The organism is Virgibacillus doumboii (assembly GCF_902806455.1).
Lineage (GTDB): Bacteria > Bacillota > Bacilli > Bacillales > Amphibacillaceae > Lentibacillus > Lentibacillus doumboii.
Genome location: NZ_CADCWQ010000001.1, coordinates 3,141,109 through 3,158,925, shown reverse-complemented (window position 1 = coordinate 3,158,925; position 17,817 = coordinate 3,141,109). Strand labels below are relative to the sequence as shown.

Below are 17,817 nucleotides of genomic sequence, written 5' to 3'. Positions count from 1 at the left end.
TTTTTTTGTATCGAAGCAAATTCTTACGGTTCTTTTGCTGATAAATCACCCCCAATGCTTTATTCAGTACCCGCCTTGTTATATGTTCGATTCGTCGTACAAGTGGCATGCAACGTGATGACCGTTACCGACTTCCTTAAGTTCCGGCCGTTCCACGGAACACCGGTCATGTGCAAATGGACAACGCGTCCGGAACACACACCCGGATGGTGGATTGGCAGGGCTCGGCAAGTCTCCGGTTAATTTGATTTTTTCGCGGCGATTATAGATGTCTGTTGATGGTACAGATGAAAGTAATGCCTGGGTATATGGGTGAAGCGGGTTATCATAAAGTGAATTCTTCGGTGCAATCTCGGCAATTCGTCCGAGATACATGACAGCTACACGACTGCTTATGTGCTTTACAACACTTAAGTCATGTGCAATGAACAAATAGGTTAAGTCAAATTCATCCTGCAGATCAGCCATTAAGTTCAGTACCTGTGCCTGAATCGAGACATCAAGTGCCGAAACCGGCTCATCGTAGATAATAAATTTTGGATTGAGTGCCAGTGCGCGGGCGATGCTGATCCGCTGACGCTGGCCCCCGGAAAATTCATGCGGATATTTTGTCCGGTCACTTGCACGCAACCCAACTTTCTCCAGCAGTTCAATGGACTTTTCCTTGCGTTCGGCTTTATTGGCTGACGTTTGAACAAGCAAAGGCTCCTCAATAAGTTCACCGACACTCATTTTGGAATTGAGCGAAGCAAAAGGATCCTGAAAAACAATTTGCATATTTTTTCGATAGCCTCGAAGTTGCCGTTTACTAAGGTGTGCAATATTATTTTTTTCGAATCTGATGTTACCTTCAGTTGGCTCAAGAAGGCGCAGAATAACCCGGCCCAGGGTGGACTTGCCTGAACCTGACTCTCCTACAACTCCAAGTGTTTCACCTTTATTTATTTCAAACGAAACGTCATCAACAGCTTTGACATGGCCTACTGTACGTCTCAAAATTCCTCCTTGAATTGGGAAGTATTTTTTAATGTTTTCAGCCTGAAGCAGAACTTCTTCACCTTTGTTTTCTGTATTTTCAGACTTATTATGGTAAATCTGTTCATCGGAAATCGCCATTGTATGTAGCCCCCTTATTCATAGAGATAACAACGAACCTTGTGATTTGCCTCGACATCGCGCAATTCCGGATTTGATTCCAGGCAGCGGTCCATTACATGCGGGCATCGGGCTGAAAAACGGCATCCTTTCGGGAAACTGTGTGCGGGTGGCACGGTGCCTTTAATCTGTCCTAATCGATCCATCTCTTTATCTAAATTAGGTAAGCTCTCAAGTAATCCCGTTGTATAGGGGTGTTTTGTATTTTTAAACAGTTTTTCAACTGACGTTTCTTCAACAATTTGGCCGCCATACATAACCAAAACCCGATCGGCATACTCAGCAACTACACCTAAATCGTGTGTTATCAGCAGAATTGCCATATCAAGCTCTTTTTTCATTTCGATTAATAAATCCAGTATTTGCGCCTGTATTGTCACATCCAATGCTGTCGATGGTTCATCAGCGATTAACAATTTTGGTTCACATGAAATCGCCATCGCAATCATCGCCCGCTGGCGCATACCACCAGACAGCTGATGCGGATATTCATCAATAATTTCCTCTGCTCTCGGAAACCCAACGATCTGCAGTAATTCGATTGCTCTGTGCCGGGCTTCTTTTTTCGGAAGTTTCTTGTGCTTTCGTATTGTTTCAATAATCTGATTGCCGATTGTATAGACCGGATTTAGTGCGGTCATCGGCTCCTGAAAAATCATTGCGATATCATTACCGCGTATTTTTGTCATCTGTTTCGGTGATTTTTCAAGCAGATTTTGACTTTCCAGTTTTACGGTACCTTCGATGATCTTTCCCGGCTTTTGAACTAATTGCATGATTGACAGGGAGGTGATGCTCTTACCACTTCCGGACTCTCCAACAATTGCAACTGTTTCACCGGGTTTTACTGATAGGTCAACACCGTCAACTGCTTTTGCGACTAAGTTATCATCCAGGTAAAAGTGCGTCTTTAATCCTTCAACCTCCAAAAGCGGTTTTTGCGCCATATATTTCACCTCGAAAAGAATGTTTCTTATATTAAATGAAGTTGCTTCTATTTTTATTCGAAAATTCGTGTAAATTTTTATAGAGATTATAATTTACTTCAATTAAAAAGGTGATATAAAGCCATATATTAATTGTTATTTTTTCAGAAAAGTTTATATTTGAGTGAGAGGGGGGTGGATATTATGGCAGAATGGCTTCCAAGTTTAAAAACAGATACACCACAGGAAGGTTTTGAGCTGGCGATTAAACTTGCCAGAAAGGGTGTGGGGTATACCCAGCCTGATGCGGATGTCCGGGAGAAATTAAGACCGGTATATGCGGATAATGCGGATAGTCTGACAATGGCTTCGCAAGTTGTTGCGATTCATTATCAGACAGTTGCAGTGGCGAATAACTATTGGAGATGAGAGAAGAACATAGATAGGACCAGGCATGAGTGTGCCTGGTCTGTTTTTGTTTTTATAATAGTTTTTAAAATCGTCTTTACTGCTGACTGAGCGCACGCTTGAAAATCAGATTTATGAGGACCCAGGGAAACGGGGCACCTGATGAAAGGATATGAGTGCCCGAACGAAGCCAGAATACTGTTGAAAGGTAACTCATCGGGTATATGAGTGCCCGAATGGATCCAGATTTCTGCTGAAGGGTGACTAATAAAGATTAAGAAGATTAAATCACAGCTTAAATCAAAGCGAAAACCTTCATCGGCGCCCCCATAAAATTTGGCTCAGGACTCATTGCCCCCGGGCTGTTTTACCAACTGCATCCGCTGATTAAACAGCGTCGGATACGATAGATAACCAATCATGATACTGGTCACAACGGCGGTCGTCAACAGAAGAAACAGGATAAGCAGCTGGAACATTACCGCCTGTACAGGGTCTGCACCAGCAATGATTTGACCACTCATCATACCTGGAAGCTGAACAAGCCCGATTGTTTTCTGGCTTTCAATCGTTGGAATCGTACTTGCCTGAATGGAATTAATCAACTGGGTATGGATTGCCTGTTTTGGTGTTCCGCCAAGTGACAGGACTAGTTCGGTTTCATCCTGATGTGTTTCTATTTCCGATGTGAAACGGTTAAGGAACAGGATGGCAAGCACCATCGAGTTTCCAACCACCATCCCGCTAATTGGAATGATGTATTGAGCAGTTGGCGGTGTAATATTTAATCCGAGCAAAATACTTTGTGTCAGAATTTCCACAAAAACGAATGTCACCACTAATTTCCAGATAATCCCCTTAATAGCTGCACCTTTTTTCTGTGCATTGTGTGTTGCTGCGCCTATCATCAGTACGACCATCAACAGGATATAAATCATATTTTCGGAATCAAAGACAAATTGGAGCACATAGCCAACTGCAAGCAATTGAATAATGGAGCGGATGGCTGCGATAACGGTATCTTTTTCCAGTCCCAATTTAAGTGTTTTGGATAAAACAAGCGGAATGATAACAAATAAAAGCGAAATACCTAACGTAAGGTAGCTCATTCGATTTCACCCCTTACAAAGCGTTTTACCCGGTCATTTTGCGGATCCCTCAACAATTCACTTTCACCTGTCTCAACGACTTCCCCGTCCATCATCACCCACGTATAATCACCAATTGTCAGTGCCTGCTGCAAATTATGGGTGATCCATAAAATTGTTGTTCCGTATTTACGTTTTATTTCCACGATAAGTTCTTCAATGTCCTGCCGGGAAACACTGTCCAGTGATGATGTGATTTCATCAAGCAATAAAACTTCGGGACTGTTTACGAGTGTGCGTGCAATCGACAGTTTTTGCTGCTGCCCACCTGATAAATCTTTCGTGTTTCGCCGTAAAAAATCCTCATCCAGACCGACTACTTTTAAAAGTTCTTTTGCCCGCTCCATAGATAATTCCTGGCCCTGCAGCTTTAATGGGAGCTCCAGATTTTTCTGTACACTTCCGCCAATCATTGTTGCTTTTTGCAATGCAATTCCCACATTACGCCGTAATTCCACCGGATCATAGCTGTCGATATGTTTATTTTTAATATAAATATCTCCAGAGTCCGGTGACTGCAGTCCATTGCACAGTTTGAACAAGGTTGTTTTTCCAGCACCGGACGGACCGACCAGTGTTGTGATTTTCCCCTCAGGGATTGATCCGGTAATATTTTTTAAAATATGTATGCCCTCTGCCGAATAATTCACTTCATTAAACTGCAGTGCTGCATCATTTGCCGTCACTTTTTCACATCCTTACTATAAAAAAAGAACGTAACTATGAGTTATTTTCTCCTTAGCTATTATAAATATGTTCCCCTGTAAAGGACAACCTAACACCTTTTTCGCATTCAGTATTAATTTATTGTAAATATTTACCTATTACAGACACTTAACAATTTACAATTTAGGACAAATTTCACCCAAAAATAGTATACAATTATGCTAGATTTAATTGATGGAAGTTAATTTTAGCTCCATATATATAAAGACAAAGCAATTTTTTTAAAGCAGGTGGAATCGTGAAAAAGTTTATTATTTTATTAGCAGCAGTTATCAGCCTGAATCCACTCCTAATCTCCACGACACACGCAGAAACAACAACACAGCCTCCTTCTATAATCAGTGAAGCTGCTATTGTGATTGATTCAAAGACTGGGGATGTCCTCTATGAAAATAATGCACATACAAAAATGTATCCAGCGAGTTTAACCAAAATCGCCACAGCTATTTACGCTATTGAAACTGGTGACCTGGATGATATCGTAACGGTCAGTGAGAAAGCAAGGAATATCGAAGGAACGAGAGTCTACCTGGAAGAAGGAGAGCGGGTAACATTAAAAAAACTTATCCAGGGATTATTAATTAATTCCGGTAATGATGCAGGCGTAGCAATTGCCGAACATCTTAGCGGCAGTGTTAAGCAGTTTGCATTCGATATAAATGATTATTTAAAAAATGTAATCGGTGTGGAAAAGACACACTTTGAAAACCCGCATGGACTTTTTGATCCCAATCATGTTACAACGGCTGAAGATTTAGCCAAAATCACCAAATATGCGTTGCAAAATGACCTGTTCCGGGAAATCTTCGGTACAGTCAAGCTGGAATGGCATGGTGAGTCATGGGATACGACTCTGATAACACATCATAAATTATTGCACCAGGGTTCGTACGAAGGGATAACAGGTGGAAAGACAGGGTTTGTGAATCAGTCCGGATTTACATTGGCAACAACAGCTAAAAGAGATGATTTAGGCCTGATTGTTATTACGTTAAATACTAATTTCCAGTCTGAGGCATATAAAGACACTACGAATCTATTAGACTATGCATTTAAAAATTTTGAAAGGACGTCCATTGCCAAAGGGACGACATTTAAATCAGGCGATCAAACATATCAAACAACTGAATATCTGACCTATACCCATCTAAATAATAAACCAGTAACGAAAGAAATGAATGCTGACGGTACATTGGATGTAATCAGCCAATCCGGATCAGTGATAAATTCATTTTCATTAGCTAAAGTAGAAAAGAAGAAAGGTAACGATGCAAAAACTGTCAGCCATGAAGTGAAGACGAATTCTTTTATCGGAGACCATCAGGTGATGTTGATTGCTTCTACAATCATCTTCCTTGGTTTAGCTGGTCTATATTTCCGTCGTCACCGGATTAAAAAATATAATTAAAATGAAAAGGATTCTCATGTACATCTTCCATGTTTACTGAGAATCCTTTTCTATGTTTCAACTGTACTGTTTTTTTCTAATCGTTTTAATAAAATCCATCTAAGTATACCACCGATAGCCAATCCGACAGGCAGCGCCATAATCGGCAGCCACATCGGACCGATTAAGTAACCAAATATTGTAAAGTTTGGTGAAAAAATTAAACCAAGCGTAACAAAATAGGCTGAAAATACGAATGGCAGGAATGTATACGGTTTACTTTCTCCCTCTGCTTCTTTATAGGCGTCCCATATTGCAAAGAAATATAGACACGGGTAGAACATCAGCCATTGATAATTCGTTTGTTCGATGGCTTCCTGAATTTTACCATGATAGCTTAAAATGATTATCTGATTAAAATTTCCTAATACATTAATAGCAATTTCAAGTGCAACCAGGGTAATCCCTTTCAAAAACTGACGATTTAATATTTGTCCGAATCCGGGCAGGGCGATACTCCATAACAGCATTTCCAGTTTGTCTCTATTTTTTCCATATTGTTTTTTCATATACGAACCTGTTTCCTGTTAGCCTTTTGCCAGTTCATCACGGTCTACCATTCGTGGAGGTTCTTCAAGCCATCCATTATCGATCATAATGTTGGCGCCGTCTTCGGAGTATAGCATTATTTCCTCTGTTAATCGAACATAGTGTGTAGCTATGTCCCTGCGAATATTGCTTGATATGCTTAATCCATAGAATCCTATCCCAAGTGTAATCATCCCGGTTGTATGATACATCATCAATTTATCCGAGAAAGGTGAAACTTCTGCTTCAGCTGTTACCATTGTGTCGGAACCAGTTGGTGCCGGGATATTATTCTCATTTAAAATGGAATTGAATATTTCCGCATGCTTCTGGGCTATTTCGACCCCTCGGATAAAGTAGTCCTTCACTTCTTTGGATTGCGCTACCTGAGCGAATCCGGTAATTGTTGCGGCACCAAGTACATTTCTTTTAATATTCGAATATAGATTGGCTATCTCTACGGAAAGTAATGGACGCCGTTTTCCAAACCATCCCGTCAGGAAGTTTTGCTTTTTAACAAAATCCCGTTCCTTTCGCTTCGGAATAATTGGTGGTTTGCTGATGAGCCCCTTGGATAATCCGGTCATAACCGTTTTCTGATGCAGTTTATTAAAATCCTGAAACCCCTCTGAAAAAAAAGAATAGATATCCTGTCTTGTTGAATAACTAATACCCATTGAATAGGATTTCATTCCCAATGACCCCAGCTGCATTATGTTTTGCAGAAAGTAGTTATCTGAAAACAGTCTTGGGGCACTGGCGTTCAGATCCTCATCCGTAAACCCGTATGGTACAGGCATGTTTTCCTTTTCGAATAAGTCTGTAAACTGCTGTTTATGGGATTTCATTATGTCGAGAGCTTCTCGAACAACTTCACGAATATCACCATCCTCAACCTTTTCTTCAAAGTATGATAAAACATGTGTCATCAAGCTTGCATTCATGTACGCTCCCCACATTTCTCCCATTTCAGCTGAGGTTATGCTTACATTTTCTTCTGGCATATAAAATCCTCCTTAAACTGGTCCGTGCACTTAGTATGTATTACGTGGAAAGACTTATACACAAATCCACAATTCGTATAAAAAGCTGAACTTAAGGGAAACAAAAGGGAAACGGTAATTGAAAATGAGGGCATTCGAATGGGACTGGGATCGTTTTTTAAGAAGAAACAACAACAGAAAAGAGAGAAAGAAACTGAATTTCCGGTTGATTTGAAAAAAAGTCTTGATAAAAATATGTCTGTTTTAAAAATTATGCTCGAGGAACCGAATGATTTAGTCATCCGGGAATTCAGCCTTGGATATACCGATCATCGCTGTGCCATTGTTTTTATTGATGGTTTAGTAGACAAAGATAGAGTAAATGATAACGTACTTAAAAATCTTCAAATATTTGCTGAAAAAAAGGAGCTTCCATACAATACCAAAGATTTACTGCATGAAATTGAAATGGAGCTTGTTTCTATCAGTGATGTTTCAAAAGGTAAGACACTTGATGAAGTATCCAATGCTTTATTATATGGAAGCTCAATACTTTATTTGGATGGATTGGATAAAGCAATAATTATTGATGCCAAAGGATGGAAAACACGTGCCATTCAGGAACCTGTTTCGGAATCACTGATTCGTGGTCCGCGTGAGGGCTTTATTGAAAATATGCGTACAAATATGGTTTTAATCCGCCGGCATATTCGTGATCCTAATTTACGATTTGAAACATTCCAGGTAGGGCGCCGTTCCAAAAAGAATTTGGTCCTCACGTATGTGGAGGGGATTATTCACCCGGATATCGTCAAAGAAGTTAAGCGAAGACTTGCGACGATAGACTTGGATAATGCGCCTGAGTCCGGTTTTATAGAGGAGTGGATTGAAGACAGCTTTCTGTCCCCATTTCCCCAGTTGACGAATACAGAGAGACCTGACAAAGTTTCTGCAGCGCTGCTTCAGGGAAAATTCGGTATTATCCTGGACGGGACACCATTTGTACTGATTGCTCCTGTGACTTTGGGGAATACACTGCAATCGCCGGAAGACTTTTATGAACGGTGGACAATTGGTACGTTTTTGCGGGCTTTACGTTATTTAGCCGCATTTTTTTCCATGTTTTTACCGGCATTATATATTGCACTGCTTTCCTACCATCAGGGAATGATTCCGACTAAACTTGCTTTTTCCATTGCTGCAACAAGGGAAGGTGTGCCATTTCCTGCAGCCATTGAGGCAATTATAATGGCGATTACAATGGAACTGCTTCGTGAAGCAGGGGCTCGATTGCCAAAAACAATTGGACAGACAATTGGTATTGTAGGAGGTCTGGTAATCGGTGAGGCTGCTGTAACGGCAGGTATCGTAAGTCCGGTTATGGTTATCGTTGTGGCACTGACAGCAATAGCGTCATTTTCCATTCCGGACTACAGTGTGGCAATTTCGTTTCGGCTATTGCGCTTTGCATTCATGATTGCGGCTGCCGTCCTCGGGTTATACGGAGTTATCCTCATTTATATCATGGTCAATATCCATATTGTCAATCTGAGGAGTTTTGGTGTACCTTTTTCAAGCCCGTTTGCTCCATTCTTTTTTAAAGATTTCAAAGACCTTGTACTGCGGGCGCCAATTACCATGCTGACAAGAAGGCCGGGTTATTTACAGACAGATGACAGCAAATCCACGGATAAAGGGGAAGCATAGGTTATGAAAAGATTTGAGTATGCGGACGATGCAATTCGTGACAAAGAAATAATGATTGCAGTCCCTTCCATTGTTATCGGGGTTGGGATATTGTCGTTGCCAAAAAGCCTTGCAAAGCCGACAATTGGTGTTGATGGACTGTTCCCACTTATTGTTGGCGGTATTGTTATCATCTTCCTGACATGGTTTGTAGCAAATCTGGCTGCAAAATTTCCGCAACAAAGCTTCATTACCTATACTTCCACAATCACTTCCAGATTCATTGGGGTGGTCTTTACCATAATAATGTCAATCCAAGGCTTATTGATAACTGCTTTTCAGACACGTGTGATAGCTAATGTTGCTGAACAATATTTATTTGACCAGACACCATTTGGGGTTGTCGGGCTTACTTTCTTATTGGTAGTTGTATACGCGGTATCCGGTTCAAGGGCGGGGTTGTTCCGTTTAAATGTGATGTTCCTCCCGTTTATCATTTTTATCTCATTTCTTGTCATGCTATTTACGACAGGTTTATTTGAGCCGAGGAACCTGTTGCCTGTGCTGAAAACAGATATGAATGGGTATTTAAAAGCACTTAATCAAAGCATCTTTTCCTTTCTGGGCTTTGGGATTCTTTTATTTTATACATCACTGGTCAAACATCCTCGAAACGTACCGAAAAAAGCATCTATCGGCATGTCAATAGCAGTAGTTTTATATATTTTGCTTTACGTAATGTGTATCGGTGTGTTTGGAAATCTCGCTGCCGGGAACCTGATCTATCCTACTGTTGAACTTGCAAAAGACGTTGAAATACCGGGTGGTTTTTTTGAACGGTTCGAATCACTTTTCTTTGTCATTTGGATCATGGCCATTTTTAATACAACAGTAATGGGATTGGATGGAGCTGTATTTCTGCTGAACTCTATTTTTAAGAAAGACCGAAAACATCAGCTTATATTTCTATTAGCTCCATTGGCGTACATTATTGGTATGATCCCGCAGAATGTTAATGAAGTATCTTTATTTGGGTTATTCATTAGTTACTATGGATTTCTGGTGACAGTGTTTATTACTATATTGCTTTATATTGCCTTAAAAGTTAGGGGTGTGAAAAGCAATGGTTAAGCGAAAATGGATATATTTGGTGCAGGCTTTACTGATGCTTCTCCTGTTAGCCGGCTGCTGGGACAGAGTTGAAATAGAAGATCGCGGGTTTATCGTTGGAATTGCCGTTGATCTTCCTGAAGAATCAGAGAAAGAGAATGCGGTAACAATTACGAATCAGCTTGCGGTGCCTGCCGGGCTAAGCGGACAAACACAGGGAGGAAGCGCCAGCAAAGCCTTTGCTAATTTGACGGTAACCGGTAATAGCCTGATTGCAATTCAAGGAGAAATGTCCACCATTACAAGCCGCTCGCCATTTTTGCCGCATATGCAGCTTATTGCTGTATCGGGTGAATTGGCAAAGACAAAATTATTTGCCAATGTAATGGACCTTTTCATTCGGGATCACGAAATGCGCCGTGGAGTAAGTGTAATTATTATAGATGGAAAGGCGAAGGAAGCATTTGAAATAAAACCTGAGAATGAACAGCTACCTGTGATGCACATTCAATCAATTATCGATAACAGTTTTAAAAACTCCGAAGTTGCTAGACAACTGAGGCTTGGTGATCTCCACGAGAGTCTTTTGGCCAATAGCAGCTACGTTGTTCCCAGGATGGTGAAAAAGGGGGATAGACTGGACTATGAAGGTATAGCGGTATTCCAGGGACATACAGATTTGATGGTAGGAACACTGAATGCAGAAGAAACAAAAGGGTATAATCTTATCACTGGAAAAATTGATGGAGGAACGCTGGAAACTAAAGTTGATGGAGAGCAGATCACCCTGGAAATGATGTCAATTAAGAGTTCAATGGAGATTAGTGAAAAGTCAAAGGCAAAAGTCGGTGTTTCGATTAAAGTCGAAGTTGAAGGGAAAATCTCCGAGACCTTTGGAAATAATAGTTTGACATCAAATAGGAAATTAAGGGATATCGAGAAACAAGCGGAAAACAAAATAGAGAAATTAATGAATCGATCAATTAAGAAAGCGCAGGACGAATTAAAGGCTGATATTTTTGGTATTGGTCGTACTTTACAGAACCATCATTATGATTTTTGGCAGAAGGTAAAGAAGGATTGGGATAAGGGAAAAAATATTTTTTCTGACAGCAGTATACATGTAACGGCCGGTGTGAAAGTGCGTTCAATGGGAGCAACGGACGAGACTCAAAACTAACAGAGACGAGTGATTGGTATGTGGAATATTTTGCAGGACAGGTTACCTGAAATGTGGGTGTTTTTTGGTGCATTTCTGGTTTTTGTTATACCATACACAGTGTTCAAGGTGAATGAAAAGCTGCATGACTATGGGGATCCTCCCTGGAAGAATTCTGAATCGGTTTATGAAAATACCGGCAAGTCGAAACCTGACAAAAAATCATGATACAATGGAGGAAATAGAACAATACGAGGTGAACGCATGAATCTTCAATCCTATTTAGCAATGGATGCAACTGAAATGGCAGAATTGGTTCAATCAAAACAAGTAACACCTGCAGAGCTCCTGGAATGCAGCTTTGAACAACTGGACAAGCTGAATCCATCGTTGAACGCGGTAGTCCATAATCGAAAAGAGCGGGCAACTGTTGAGGCAAAAAAACATAGGTATACTATGGGCGCATTTTCAGGGGTGCCATCGTTGCTGAAGAACCTTTCCCATTCAATGGAAGGGGAGCCAGTTGATTCCGGGTCAAGGTTATTAAAGTCATCGGTAGCCGGGCATGATTCTAATTTTGTAAAAAAACTGCGTGACGCCGGGCTATTATTTATAGGGCATACGAACGCACCGGAATTCGGACTTAAAAACATTACTGAACCTGAAGTACACGGCGCAACACGAAATCCATGGAATATGGAATACTCCCCGGGCGGATCAAGCGGTGGTGCTGCCGCGGCAGTTGCATCTGGTATTGTTCCGGTTGCAGGCGCTAGTGATGGTGGAGGTTCAATCCGAATTCCGGCTTCTTTTACCGGGTTGTTCGGATTAAAGCCTACCCGCGGCCGTACACCTGTAGGTCCGGGAGTGGGAAGACAATGGCAGGGAGCTGCAATCGATTTTGTGCTTAGCCGCAGTGTCCGGGACAGTGCGGCAATGCTTGATATATTACAGGTCGTTCAGCCTGAAGCGGCATTCCAGACACCATTATTTTCAGGCAGCTATAAGGAAAACAGGAAAAGGGAATTTGCGAAACCACTCCGGATTGCCTATACGATGAAATCTCCAGTCGGGACACCTGTTTCTGATGATGCACGACAGGCTGTGTGGAAAACGGTTAAGTGGCTGGAAAGTGAAGGGCATATCGTTGAGGAGCGGGACAATGATGTGGACGGCATCCAGTTAATGAAAGATTATTATTTAATGAACAGCGGTGAAATAGCTGCACTTGTGAAAAAACTGGAAAATAGTATTGGCAAACCGCTCACCGCTGATGATGTCGAGATAGAAACATGGCTGTTGAATGTGGCAGGAAAATCAGTCTCAGCAGCGGAGTTTTCAGCAAGCCTGGCATCGTGGGACGTTGCAGCGGCAAAAATGGCAACTTTCCATGAAATATATGATTTTTATATGACACCTGCAACAGCATATACTGCCCCCAAGGTTGGTGAGCTGACTCAATCTGTGAATGAGCAGGAGAAACTATGTGCCCGGATTGTCGAATCAGACAAATCGGAACAGCAGGAACTCATTTATGAGATGTTTTTGCCAAGTCTAACGTACACACCGTTTACACAGTTGGCAAATCTCACTGGACAACCGGCAATGTCGGTACCCGTTCATGTTTCCGAAGAAGGTCTTCCACTGGGAGTTCAGGTAATGGCTGGAAAAGGCAGGGAGGATCAGTTGTTGCAACTGGCTCATCAGCTGGAACAATCAGATATATGGATTGGAGTGAAAGGAAATCCGATATTGCAGTATAAAATAGAACAAAACTATTAATAATGATTAATAAGGATGTTGGCGGGGAATTCAGGTTGGTGTGAAGCGCGGGATATTGGCTTGGGACGCCGATTATCAACCAGAGAGATATATCAACCGGAAACAGCCATATATCGATCGGAGATCCCAAACATCGGCAGAACAGCATGGACATCGGCAGAAAGGAACAACCCCACCAGATACTTGTCACGGCACTGGAAAAAAACGAACTGATTTAGAAAATGAGCAATATTATCTATTATTCTTCTTTTATTAATAGTATATTTTTAGTATTATTAAACTAACTATAGTTTAATAGAAAAAGTAAACGTGGTCAGGGAGGAGTCAGGCAAATATGATGCAAGAAACCGCAGTTAATAATGAAAGGATCGAAAAAGTCTTAACGAATATAAATAAAGTTATGATTGGCAAGGAAGAAGCCGCCACATTGAGTTTAGTAGCACTACTTTCCCAGGGGCATGTCCTGCTTGAGGATGTTCCGGGTGTTGGAAAGACGATGCTTGTACGAACGTTGGCGAAATCGTTGGACTGTGATTTTAGAAGAATTCAGTTCACTCCGGATTTATTGCCTTCAGATGTAACAGGGGTATCGATTTATAACCCGAAAGAGATGGAGTTCGAGTTCCGCGGTGGTCCAATCCTCGGTAATATTGTGCTTGCCGATGAAATTAACCGTACATCCCCGAAAACACAATCGGCACTGCTCGAAGGAATGGAAGAAAAAAATGTAACTGTTGATGGCAATACCATTCCATTGAAACAACCGTTTTTTGTAATGGCAACACAAAACCCAATCGAATATGAAGGAACCTACCCACTTCCAGAAGCCCAGCTTGACCGTTTTATTTTAAAACTTAAAATGGGATACCCTTCAACCGAGCAAGAACTGCAAATGCTTGAACTTACATCCAAAGACCATCCAATCGAAACAATTTCTGCTGTCATCAATAAAGAAGAATTGATATCCATCCAGGAAGAAGTAAAAGATATTTATATCGATAAAAGTGTGCAAACGTATATTATAAATCTAGTAACTGGAACGCGTAATAGCAGCAATATTTACCTCGGGGTCAGCCCGCGTGGATCGATTGCATTGATGAAAGCTGCCAAAGCTTATGCGTACATCGACGGACGTGACTACGTTCTGCCTGACGATGTGAAATATTTGGCGCCGTTCGTTTTAGGTCATCGCATCATCTTAACTTCAGAGGCAAAATATGACGGCCTGACAAACGAAGAAGTTATCGATAACGTGGTAAAAAATACACATATTCCGATTCGAAAGGAATTTAATTAATGAAAGGCATTCTCAGATTTATTGGCAAATTAGCTTTTGTCGTACTCCTGTTACTGCTTTTATTTTCATTTGCCATGTTCCAGGGTGGTTTTGTAAGCTGGTTTTTATTCTTTGCGTATACGCCTATTTTTCTTTACCATATCGGTTTGTTGTTTTATCCGATTAAAAACTGGCAGGTTACACGGAAACTCTCCAATCATGTAGTCCGGGCCGGCGATCGGGTGGCCGTTAAAGTGAAGATTAATCGATCATTTCCATACCCGCTGTACTATTGTATTTGTGAAGAAGTTTTCCCGGTTACATTGCAGCGGATGGATAGTCATAATGAGAAATACCGTTACATGGATCAACCGGGTAAATTACAGGTGAACCGGAAAATAAAGAAGATTGTTTTTCCGGGATTTAAACGGGAGATTGAATTGCCATATTATATTGAACAGGTCCCTCGCGGTGAGCACCAGCTTCAGTTCGTGCGTATCAGGATTGGGGATGTATTTGGCTTTGTCAAAAAAGAACATGTATTTAAAGTGCCGGACCAAATTGTGGCATTTCCGAATGAACGGCCTGTACACATATCCGAAAGCATCAATAGTTTTGAACAAGGTTCGGTTTCTTCGTATGCAATGAATTTGAAAAATACAAATGTGGCAACAGGCATCCGTGAGTACATGCCGGGAGATAAGTTTTCCTGGATTGACTGGAAACAAACAGCAAAAAAGAATACCATCATCACAAAGGAATTTGAACAGGAAAAAAGTACGGATACAATGGTTATTTTGGATGCCAGTCATTATCATGGTATGAATGATCTGGCGTTTGAAGCGGCGATTGAGCTTACAACGTCACTCCTGGAAACAATCCGGAAGCAATCACAGGTGGGATTTCTGTCAATAGGCAGTGAAACCTCCTATTTTCCACTTCACCATGATCCTGCAAAAAGGGATCTGATCCGGCAGCATCTTACAAGGGTGCAGCCAAGTGGAGATCATCCGTTTTCGGTAAAACTGAAAGAAGAATTGGCTAAAGTCTCATCCGGAGTAAATATGATCGTGGTTACAACTCATATGGATGTTTCTTTTCAGGAAACAATTCAGAAAGCAAAACAACGCACAAAACGGGTGATTGTCCTGTTTATCCAGTCATCCGCACTGATTACACGCAATGAGCACCATATTATTCAGCAGCTTCGTTTTGAGGGAGTTGTTATTAACATGATAACCGAAAAACAATTAGTTCAACATATGATTGAGGTGAATGTATCATGAAATCCAAACTTCCACTACTATACACCTCTATTTTATATATTTGTGCGTTTGTGTTATTTCTCGAATGGCTGTACCCGGTAAATGCGATTGGTGATGTAAATAATCTGACCGTTTTTATTTTATTTACAGTTTTTTGTTTTTTTATTTCAATCCTTCAGGTCAAATGGTGGATTTCCATGCTGTTAAAAGGATTTGGCCTTGCATTTATTATTAATAGTCTGTTTTTTACAGAATCTGTTTTAAGTAAATTATGGTTCAAACAAGTATTCACGGAAATCGGCTTTAATATAAATGCCCTGTTTTCACAACAATGGTATGATCTGACACCGATGTTCCGCAGCGTTTTATTCCTGCTTCTAATTTGGTTAATGAGTTATCTGCTGCACTATTGGTTTATAGTAATGAAACGGATATTCTTTTTTATCCTGCTGACGTTTATTTATTTAACGATACTGGATACGTTTACGGTCTATGATGCAGATACGGCAATTATTCGTACGTTCATCATTTCGTTTGCAGCACTGGGTATGACAAACTTTTTCAAAGAAATTGATCGGGAAGCTATTCGCTTTTCCTGGCTAAAAAGTTCAGCAGTTTGGGCAGTTCCGCTAATCGCTGTGGTTCTGTTTTCAACATTAGTTGGTTATGCCGCACCAAAGTTTGATCCACAATGGCCCGACCCGGTACCGTTTATAAAAAGTGCAGCCGAAAATGCGGGAAGCTCCGGTAATGGTGGGTCAGTAGTTCAGAAAGTCGGCTACGGGACTAATGACTCCAGACTTGGCGGTTCATTTATTCAGGACTACACTCCGGTATTTGAGGCAAAAGCAAAAGAGGAACATTATTGGCGTGTAGAAACAAAAGATGTTTATACAGGTAAAGGCTGGGAAAAGTCAGCCGAGCCAAGTTATGAATTGCAGCAAAATAATAATATTTCACTGGAGACATTTTCAGATAGTGTGGAGACAGAGGAATTAACCACAACTCTGGAGTTTCAGGGGAACAATGAGATGAACAAATTGGTATACCCATATGGAATAACTGAGGTTGCCACAACATCAGCCCCTGACATTCAGTTTCAGGTGGATAGTCAATTTGGAGAAATCCGGACACAACGGGAGGGGAATGATTACCGCGCGAATAGTTATTCGATTACCTATGAGCGGCCGTCATTTGCCATCGATAAATTACGTGAGGCAAGTATAGAGGATCCCAAACAAATATTTGACAGGTACACCCAATTGCCGGATTCTTTACCGGACCGGGTTGGCGAACTGGCAGCAGAAATTACTGCGGAGGACGATAACCGTTTTGATAAAGCAAGGGCAATCGAATCCTATTTCAGCAGAAACGGTTTTACGTACCAGATTAGTAATGTTCCTGTGCCAGGTGAAGATCAGGACTATGTAGATCAGTTTCTGTTCGAATCAAAGGTAGGATATTGTGATAATTACTCCACTTCGATGGTAGTACTGCTCAGGTCATTGGACATCCCTGCACGATGGGTGAAAGGCTTTACCAGTGGTGAAGTAATTGAACAGGGCGCTACTTCAGACGACCATGACGTCTATGAAGTAACAAATGCAAACGCACATTCATGGGTTGAAGTATATTTTCCTGGCAGTGGCTGGGTTCCATTTGAGCCGACACAAGGTTTTTCCAATTTAACTGATTTTCATTTCAACCCTGATGAGACACAGCAGGAGGATACAACAACCACTCCAGAAACGGACACAGAACAGCAGCAAAGACAACCGGAAGAAATTGAGCCGGAAACATCAACACAATCTGAAAGCAGCAGCTCAGCCGGCATGGAAGTGAATTGGTGGTATGTCCTTATCGGAATTGCTGTTGTGGCTATTGTTACATTTATTTTGTATATAACACGATTCCGCTGGAAAGCCGTTTATTACTATAGGCGATTTAAATATAACAGTAATGAAAAAACATTCCAGAGTGCTTATCACTATCTGCTTAACGTGTTAGCGCATAAAGGATTGCCGAAAAAAACCGATCAGACATTACGTGAGTATTCCAAACGCGTGGATCTGCGTTATGATACCAACGCTATGAAACAGTTAACGAGTCATTACGAAAGTATTTTGTATAAAAATGAAATGGATGATCAGGAAACGACCAATTTAAGCCAATTATGGAAATATTTAATGAAGCAAATAATGACTTGACCGGTATGTTA

16 protein-coding genes are annotated in these 17,817 nt (G+C 41.1%); 10 read left to right on the top strand and 6 right to left on the bottom strand.

All coding sequences use genetic code 11. The features are described from left to right. Positions 1 to 78: 78 nt before the first annotated feature. Both G6R02_RS15795 and G6R02_RS15790 read right to left on the bottom strand, forming a co-directional pair. Positions 79 to 1,116, bottom strand: coding sequence for an ABC transporter ATP-binding protein (locus G6R02_RS15795; protein ID WP_164670192.1), 1,038 nt, complete (start codon positions 1,114 to 1,116; stop codon positions 79 to 81). Positions 1,117 to 1,130: 14 nt separating this feature from the next. Next, positions 1,131 to 2,102, bottom strand: a complete 972-nt coding sequence (locus G6R02_RS15790) for an ABC transporter ATP-binding protein (RefSeq protein WP_164670191.1) — start codon at positions 2,100 to 2,102, stop codon at positions 1,131 to 1,133. A gap of 183 nt (positions 2,103 to 2,285) precedes the next feature. Between G6R02_RS15790 and G6R02_RS15785 the strand changes: the two genes are divergently transcribed. Next, positions 2,286 to 2,510, top strand: coding sequence for a hexameric tyrosine-coordinated heme protein (locus tag G6R02_RS15785; protein ID WP_164670190.1), 225 nt, complete (start codon positions 2,286 to 2,288; stop codon positions 2,508 to 2,510). Positions 2,511 to 2,830: 320 nt separating this feature from the next. Here the strand turns inward: G6R02_RS15785 and G6R02_RS15780 are convergent, their stop codons facing one another. Together G6R02_RS15780 and G6R02_RS15775 are read right to left on the bottom strand one after the other, a co-directional pair. Beyond that, entirely contained in the window at positions 2,831 to 3,598 is a 768-nt protein-coding gene (locus G6R02_RS15780; protein WP_164670189.1) for an ABC transporter permease, read from the bottom strand. Continuing rightward, the gene (locus tag G6R02_RS15775) at positions 3,595 to 4,323 is read right to left on the bottom strand and encodes an ABC transporter ATP-binding protein (protein ID WP_164670188.1); all 729 of its coding nucleotides are present in this window, start codon (positions 4,321 to 4,323) and stop codon (positions 3,595 to 3,597) included. Before G6R02_RS15775 ends, G6R02_RS15780 begins: the two co-directional genes overlap by 4 nt. Before the next feature lie 278 nt (positions 4,324 to 4,601). On the opposite strand from G6R02_RS15775, the gene G6R02_RS15770 reads away from it, so the two are divergent. Beyond that, a complete protein-coding gene (locus G6R02_RS15770) occupies positions 4,602 to 5,771 on the top strand; it encodes a D-alanyl-D-alanine carboxypeptidase family protein (protein ID WP_164670187.1) in 1,170 nt (389 codons plus the stop codon). Between the two features lie 50 nt (positions 5,772 to 5,821). On the opposite strand, the gene G6R02_RS15765 is transcribed toward G6R02_RS15770, so the two are convergent. Both G6R02_RS15765 and G6R02_RS15760 read right to left on the bottom strand, forming a co-directional pair. Beyond that, positions 5,822 to 6,319 (bottom strand): hypothetical protein, encoded by a 498-nt coding sequence (locus tag G6R02_RS15765; RefSeq protein ID WP_164670186.1) that lies wholly within the window; start codon positions 6,317 to 6,319, stop codon positions 5,822 to 5,824. Between the two features lie 18 nt (positions 6,320 to 6,337). Next, on the bottom strand, positions 6,338 to 7,342 hold the full coding sequence (locus tag G6R02_RS15760; RefSeq protein WP_164670185.1) for a DUF3231 family protein: 1,005 nt from the start codon (positions 7,340 to 7,342) through the stop codon (positions 6,338 to 6,340). A gap of 138 nt (positions 7,343 to 7,480) precedes the next feature. Between G6R02_RS15760 and G6R02_RS15755 the strand changes: the two genes are divergently transcribed. The 8 genes from G6R02_RS15755 to G6R02_RS15720 all read left to right on the top strand — a co-directional run bounded on the left by G6R02_RS15755 (position 7,481) and on the right by G6R02_RS15720 (position 17,806). Next, positions 7,481 to 9,028 carry a spore germination protein gene (locus G6R02_RS15755; protein ID WP_164670184.1) on the top strand — a complete coding sequence of 516 codons (1,548 nt, stop codon included), beginning with the start codon at positions 7,481 to 7,483 and terminating at the stop codon, positions 9,026 to 9,028. Between the two features lie 3 nt (positions 9,029 to 9,031). Then, on the top strand, positions 9,032 to 10,138 hold the full coding sequence (locus G6R02_RS15750) for a GerAB/ArcD/ProY family transporter (protein ID WP_164670183.1): 1,107 nt from the start codon (positions 9,032 to 9,034) through the stop codon (positions 10,136 to 10,138). Further along, complete coding sequence (locus tag G6R02_RS15745; protein ID WP_164670182.1) at positions 10,131 to 11,297, top strand: Ger(x)C family spore germination protein; 1,167 nt, start codon at positions 10,131 to 10,133, stop codon at positions 11,295 to 11,297. Before G6R02_RS15750 ends, G6R02_RS15745 begins: the two co-directional genes overlap by 8 nt. 18 nt (positions 11,298 to 11,315) lie before the next feature. Then, positions 11,316 to 11,504, top strand: a complete 189-nt coding sequence (locus G6R02_RS15740) for a hypothetical protein (RefSeq protein WP_164670181.1) — start codon at positions 11,316 to 11,318, stop codon at positions 11,502 to 11,504. 36 nt (positions 11,505 to 11,540) lie between these two features. Further along, a complete protein-coding gene (locus G6R02_RS15735) occupies positions 11,541 to 13,058 on the top strand; it encodes an amidase (RefSeq protein WP_164670180.1) in 1,518 nt (505 codons plus the stop codon). 334 nt (positions 13,059 to 13,392) lie between these two features. Beyond that, positions 13,393 to 14,355: an AAA family ATPase gene (locus G6R02_RS15730; RefSeq protein ID WP_164670179.1), complete on the top strand. Its 963-nt coding sequence runs from the start codon at positions 13,393 to 13,395 to the stop codon at positions 14,353 to 14,355. Continuing rightward, entirely contained in the window at positions 14,355 to 15,620 is a 1,266-nt protein-coding gene (locus tag G6R02_RS15725) for a DUF58 domain-containing protein (protein WP_164670178.1), read from the top strand. Before G6R02_RS15730 ends, G6R02_RS15725 begins: the two co-directional genes overlap by 1 nt. Continuing rightward, positions 15,617 to 17,806, top strand: a complete 2,190-nt coding sequence (locus G6R02_RS15720) for a DUF4129 domain-containing transglutaminase family protein (protein WP_164670177.1) — start codon at positions 15,617 to 15,619, stop codon at positions 17,804 to 17,806. The genes G6R02_RS15725 and G6R02_RS15720 overlap by 4 nt, the downstream gene beginning before the upstream one ends. Positions 17,807 to 17,817: the final 11 nt, after the last annotated feature.

Bases quoted from the DNA above. Each gene is read 5' to 3' on its own strand.
- G6R02_RS15795 (WP_164670192.1), bottom strand. From the start codon at position 1,116: ATGGCGATTTCCGATGAACAGATTTACCATAATAAGTCTGAAAATACA.
- G6R02_RS15790 (WP_164670191.1), bottom strand. From the start codon at position 2,102: ATGGCGCAAAAACCGCTTTTGGAGGTTGAAGGATTAAAGACGCACTTT.
- G6R02_RS15785 (WP_164670190.1), top strand. From the start codon at position 2,286: ATGGCAGAATGGCTTCCAAGTTTAAAAACAGATACACCACAGGAAGGT.
- G6R02_RS15780 (WP_164670189.1), bottom strand. From the start codon at position 3,598: ATGAGCTACCTTACGTTAGGTATTTCGCTTTTATTTGTTATCATTCCG.
- G6R02_RS15765 (WP_164670186.1), bottom strand. From the start codon at position 6,319: ATGAAAAAACAATATGGAAAAAATAGAGACAAACTGGAAATGCTGTTA.
- G6R02_RS15760 (WP_164670185.1), bottom strand. From the start codon at position 7,342: ATGCCAGAAGAAAATGTAAGCATAACCTCAGCTGAAATGGGAGAAATG.
- G6R02_RS15755 (WP_164670184.1), top strand. From the start codon at position 7,481: ATGGGACTGGGATCGTTTTTTAAGAAGAAACAACAACAGAAAAGAGAG.
- G6R02_RS15750 (WP_164670183.1), top strand. From the start codon at position 9,032: ATGAAAAGATTTGAGTATGCGGACGATGCAATTCGTGACAAAGAAATA.
- G6R02_RS15745 (WP_164670182.1), top strand. From the start codon at position 10,131: ATGGTTAAGCGAAAATGGATATATTTGGTGCAGGCTTTACTGATGCTT.
- G6R02_RS15740 (WP_164670181.1), top strand. From the start codon at position 11,316: ATGTGGAATATTTTGCAGGACAGGTTACCTGAAATGTGGGTGTTTTTT.
- G6R02_RS15735 (WP_164670180.1), top strand. From the start codon at position 11,541: ATGAATCTTCAATCCTATTTAGCAATGGATGCAACTGAAATGGCAGAA.
- G6R02_RS15730 (WP_164670179.1), top strand. From the start codon at position 13,393: ATGATGCAAGAAACCGCAGTTAATAATGAAAGGATCGAAAAAGTCTTA.
- G6R02_RS15725 (WP_164670178.1), top strand. From the start codon at position 14,355: ATGAAAGGCATTCTCAGATTTATTGGCAAATTAGCTTTTGTCGTACTC.
- G6R02_RS15720 (WP_164670177.1), top strand. From the start codon at position 15,617: ATGAAATCCAAACTTCCACTACTATACACCTCTATTTTATATATTTGT.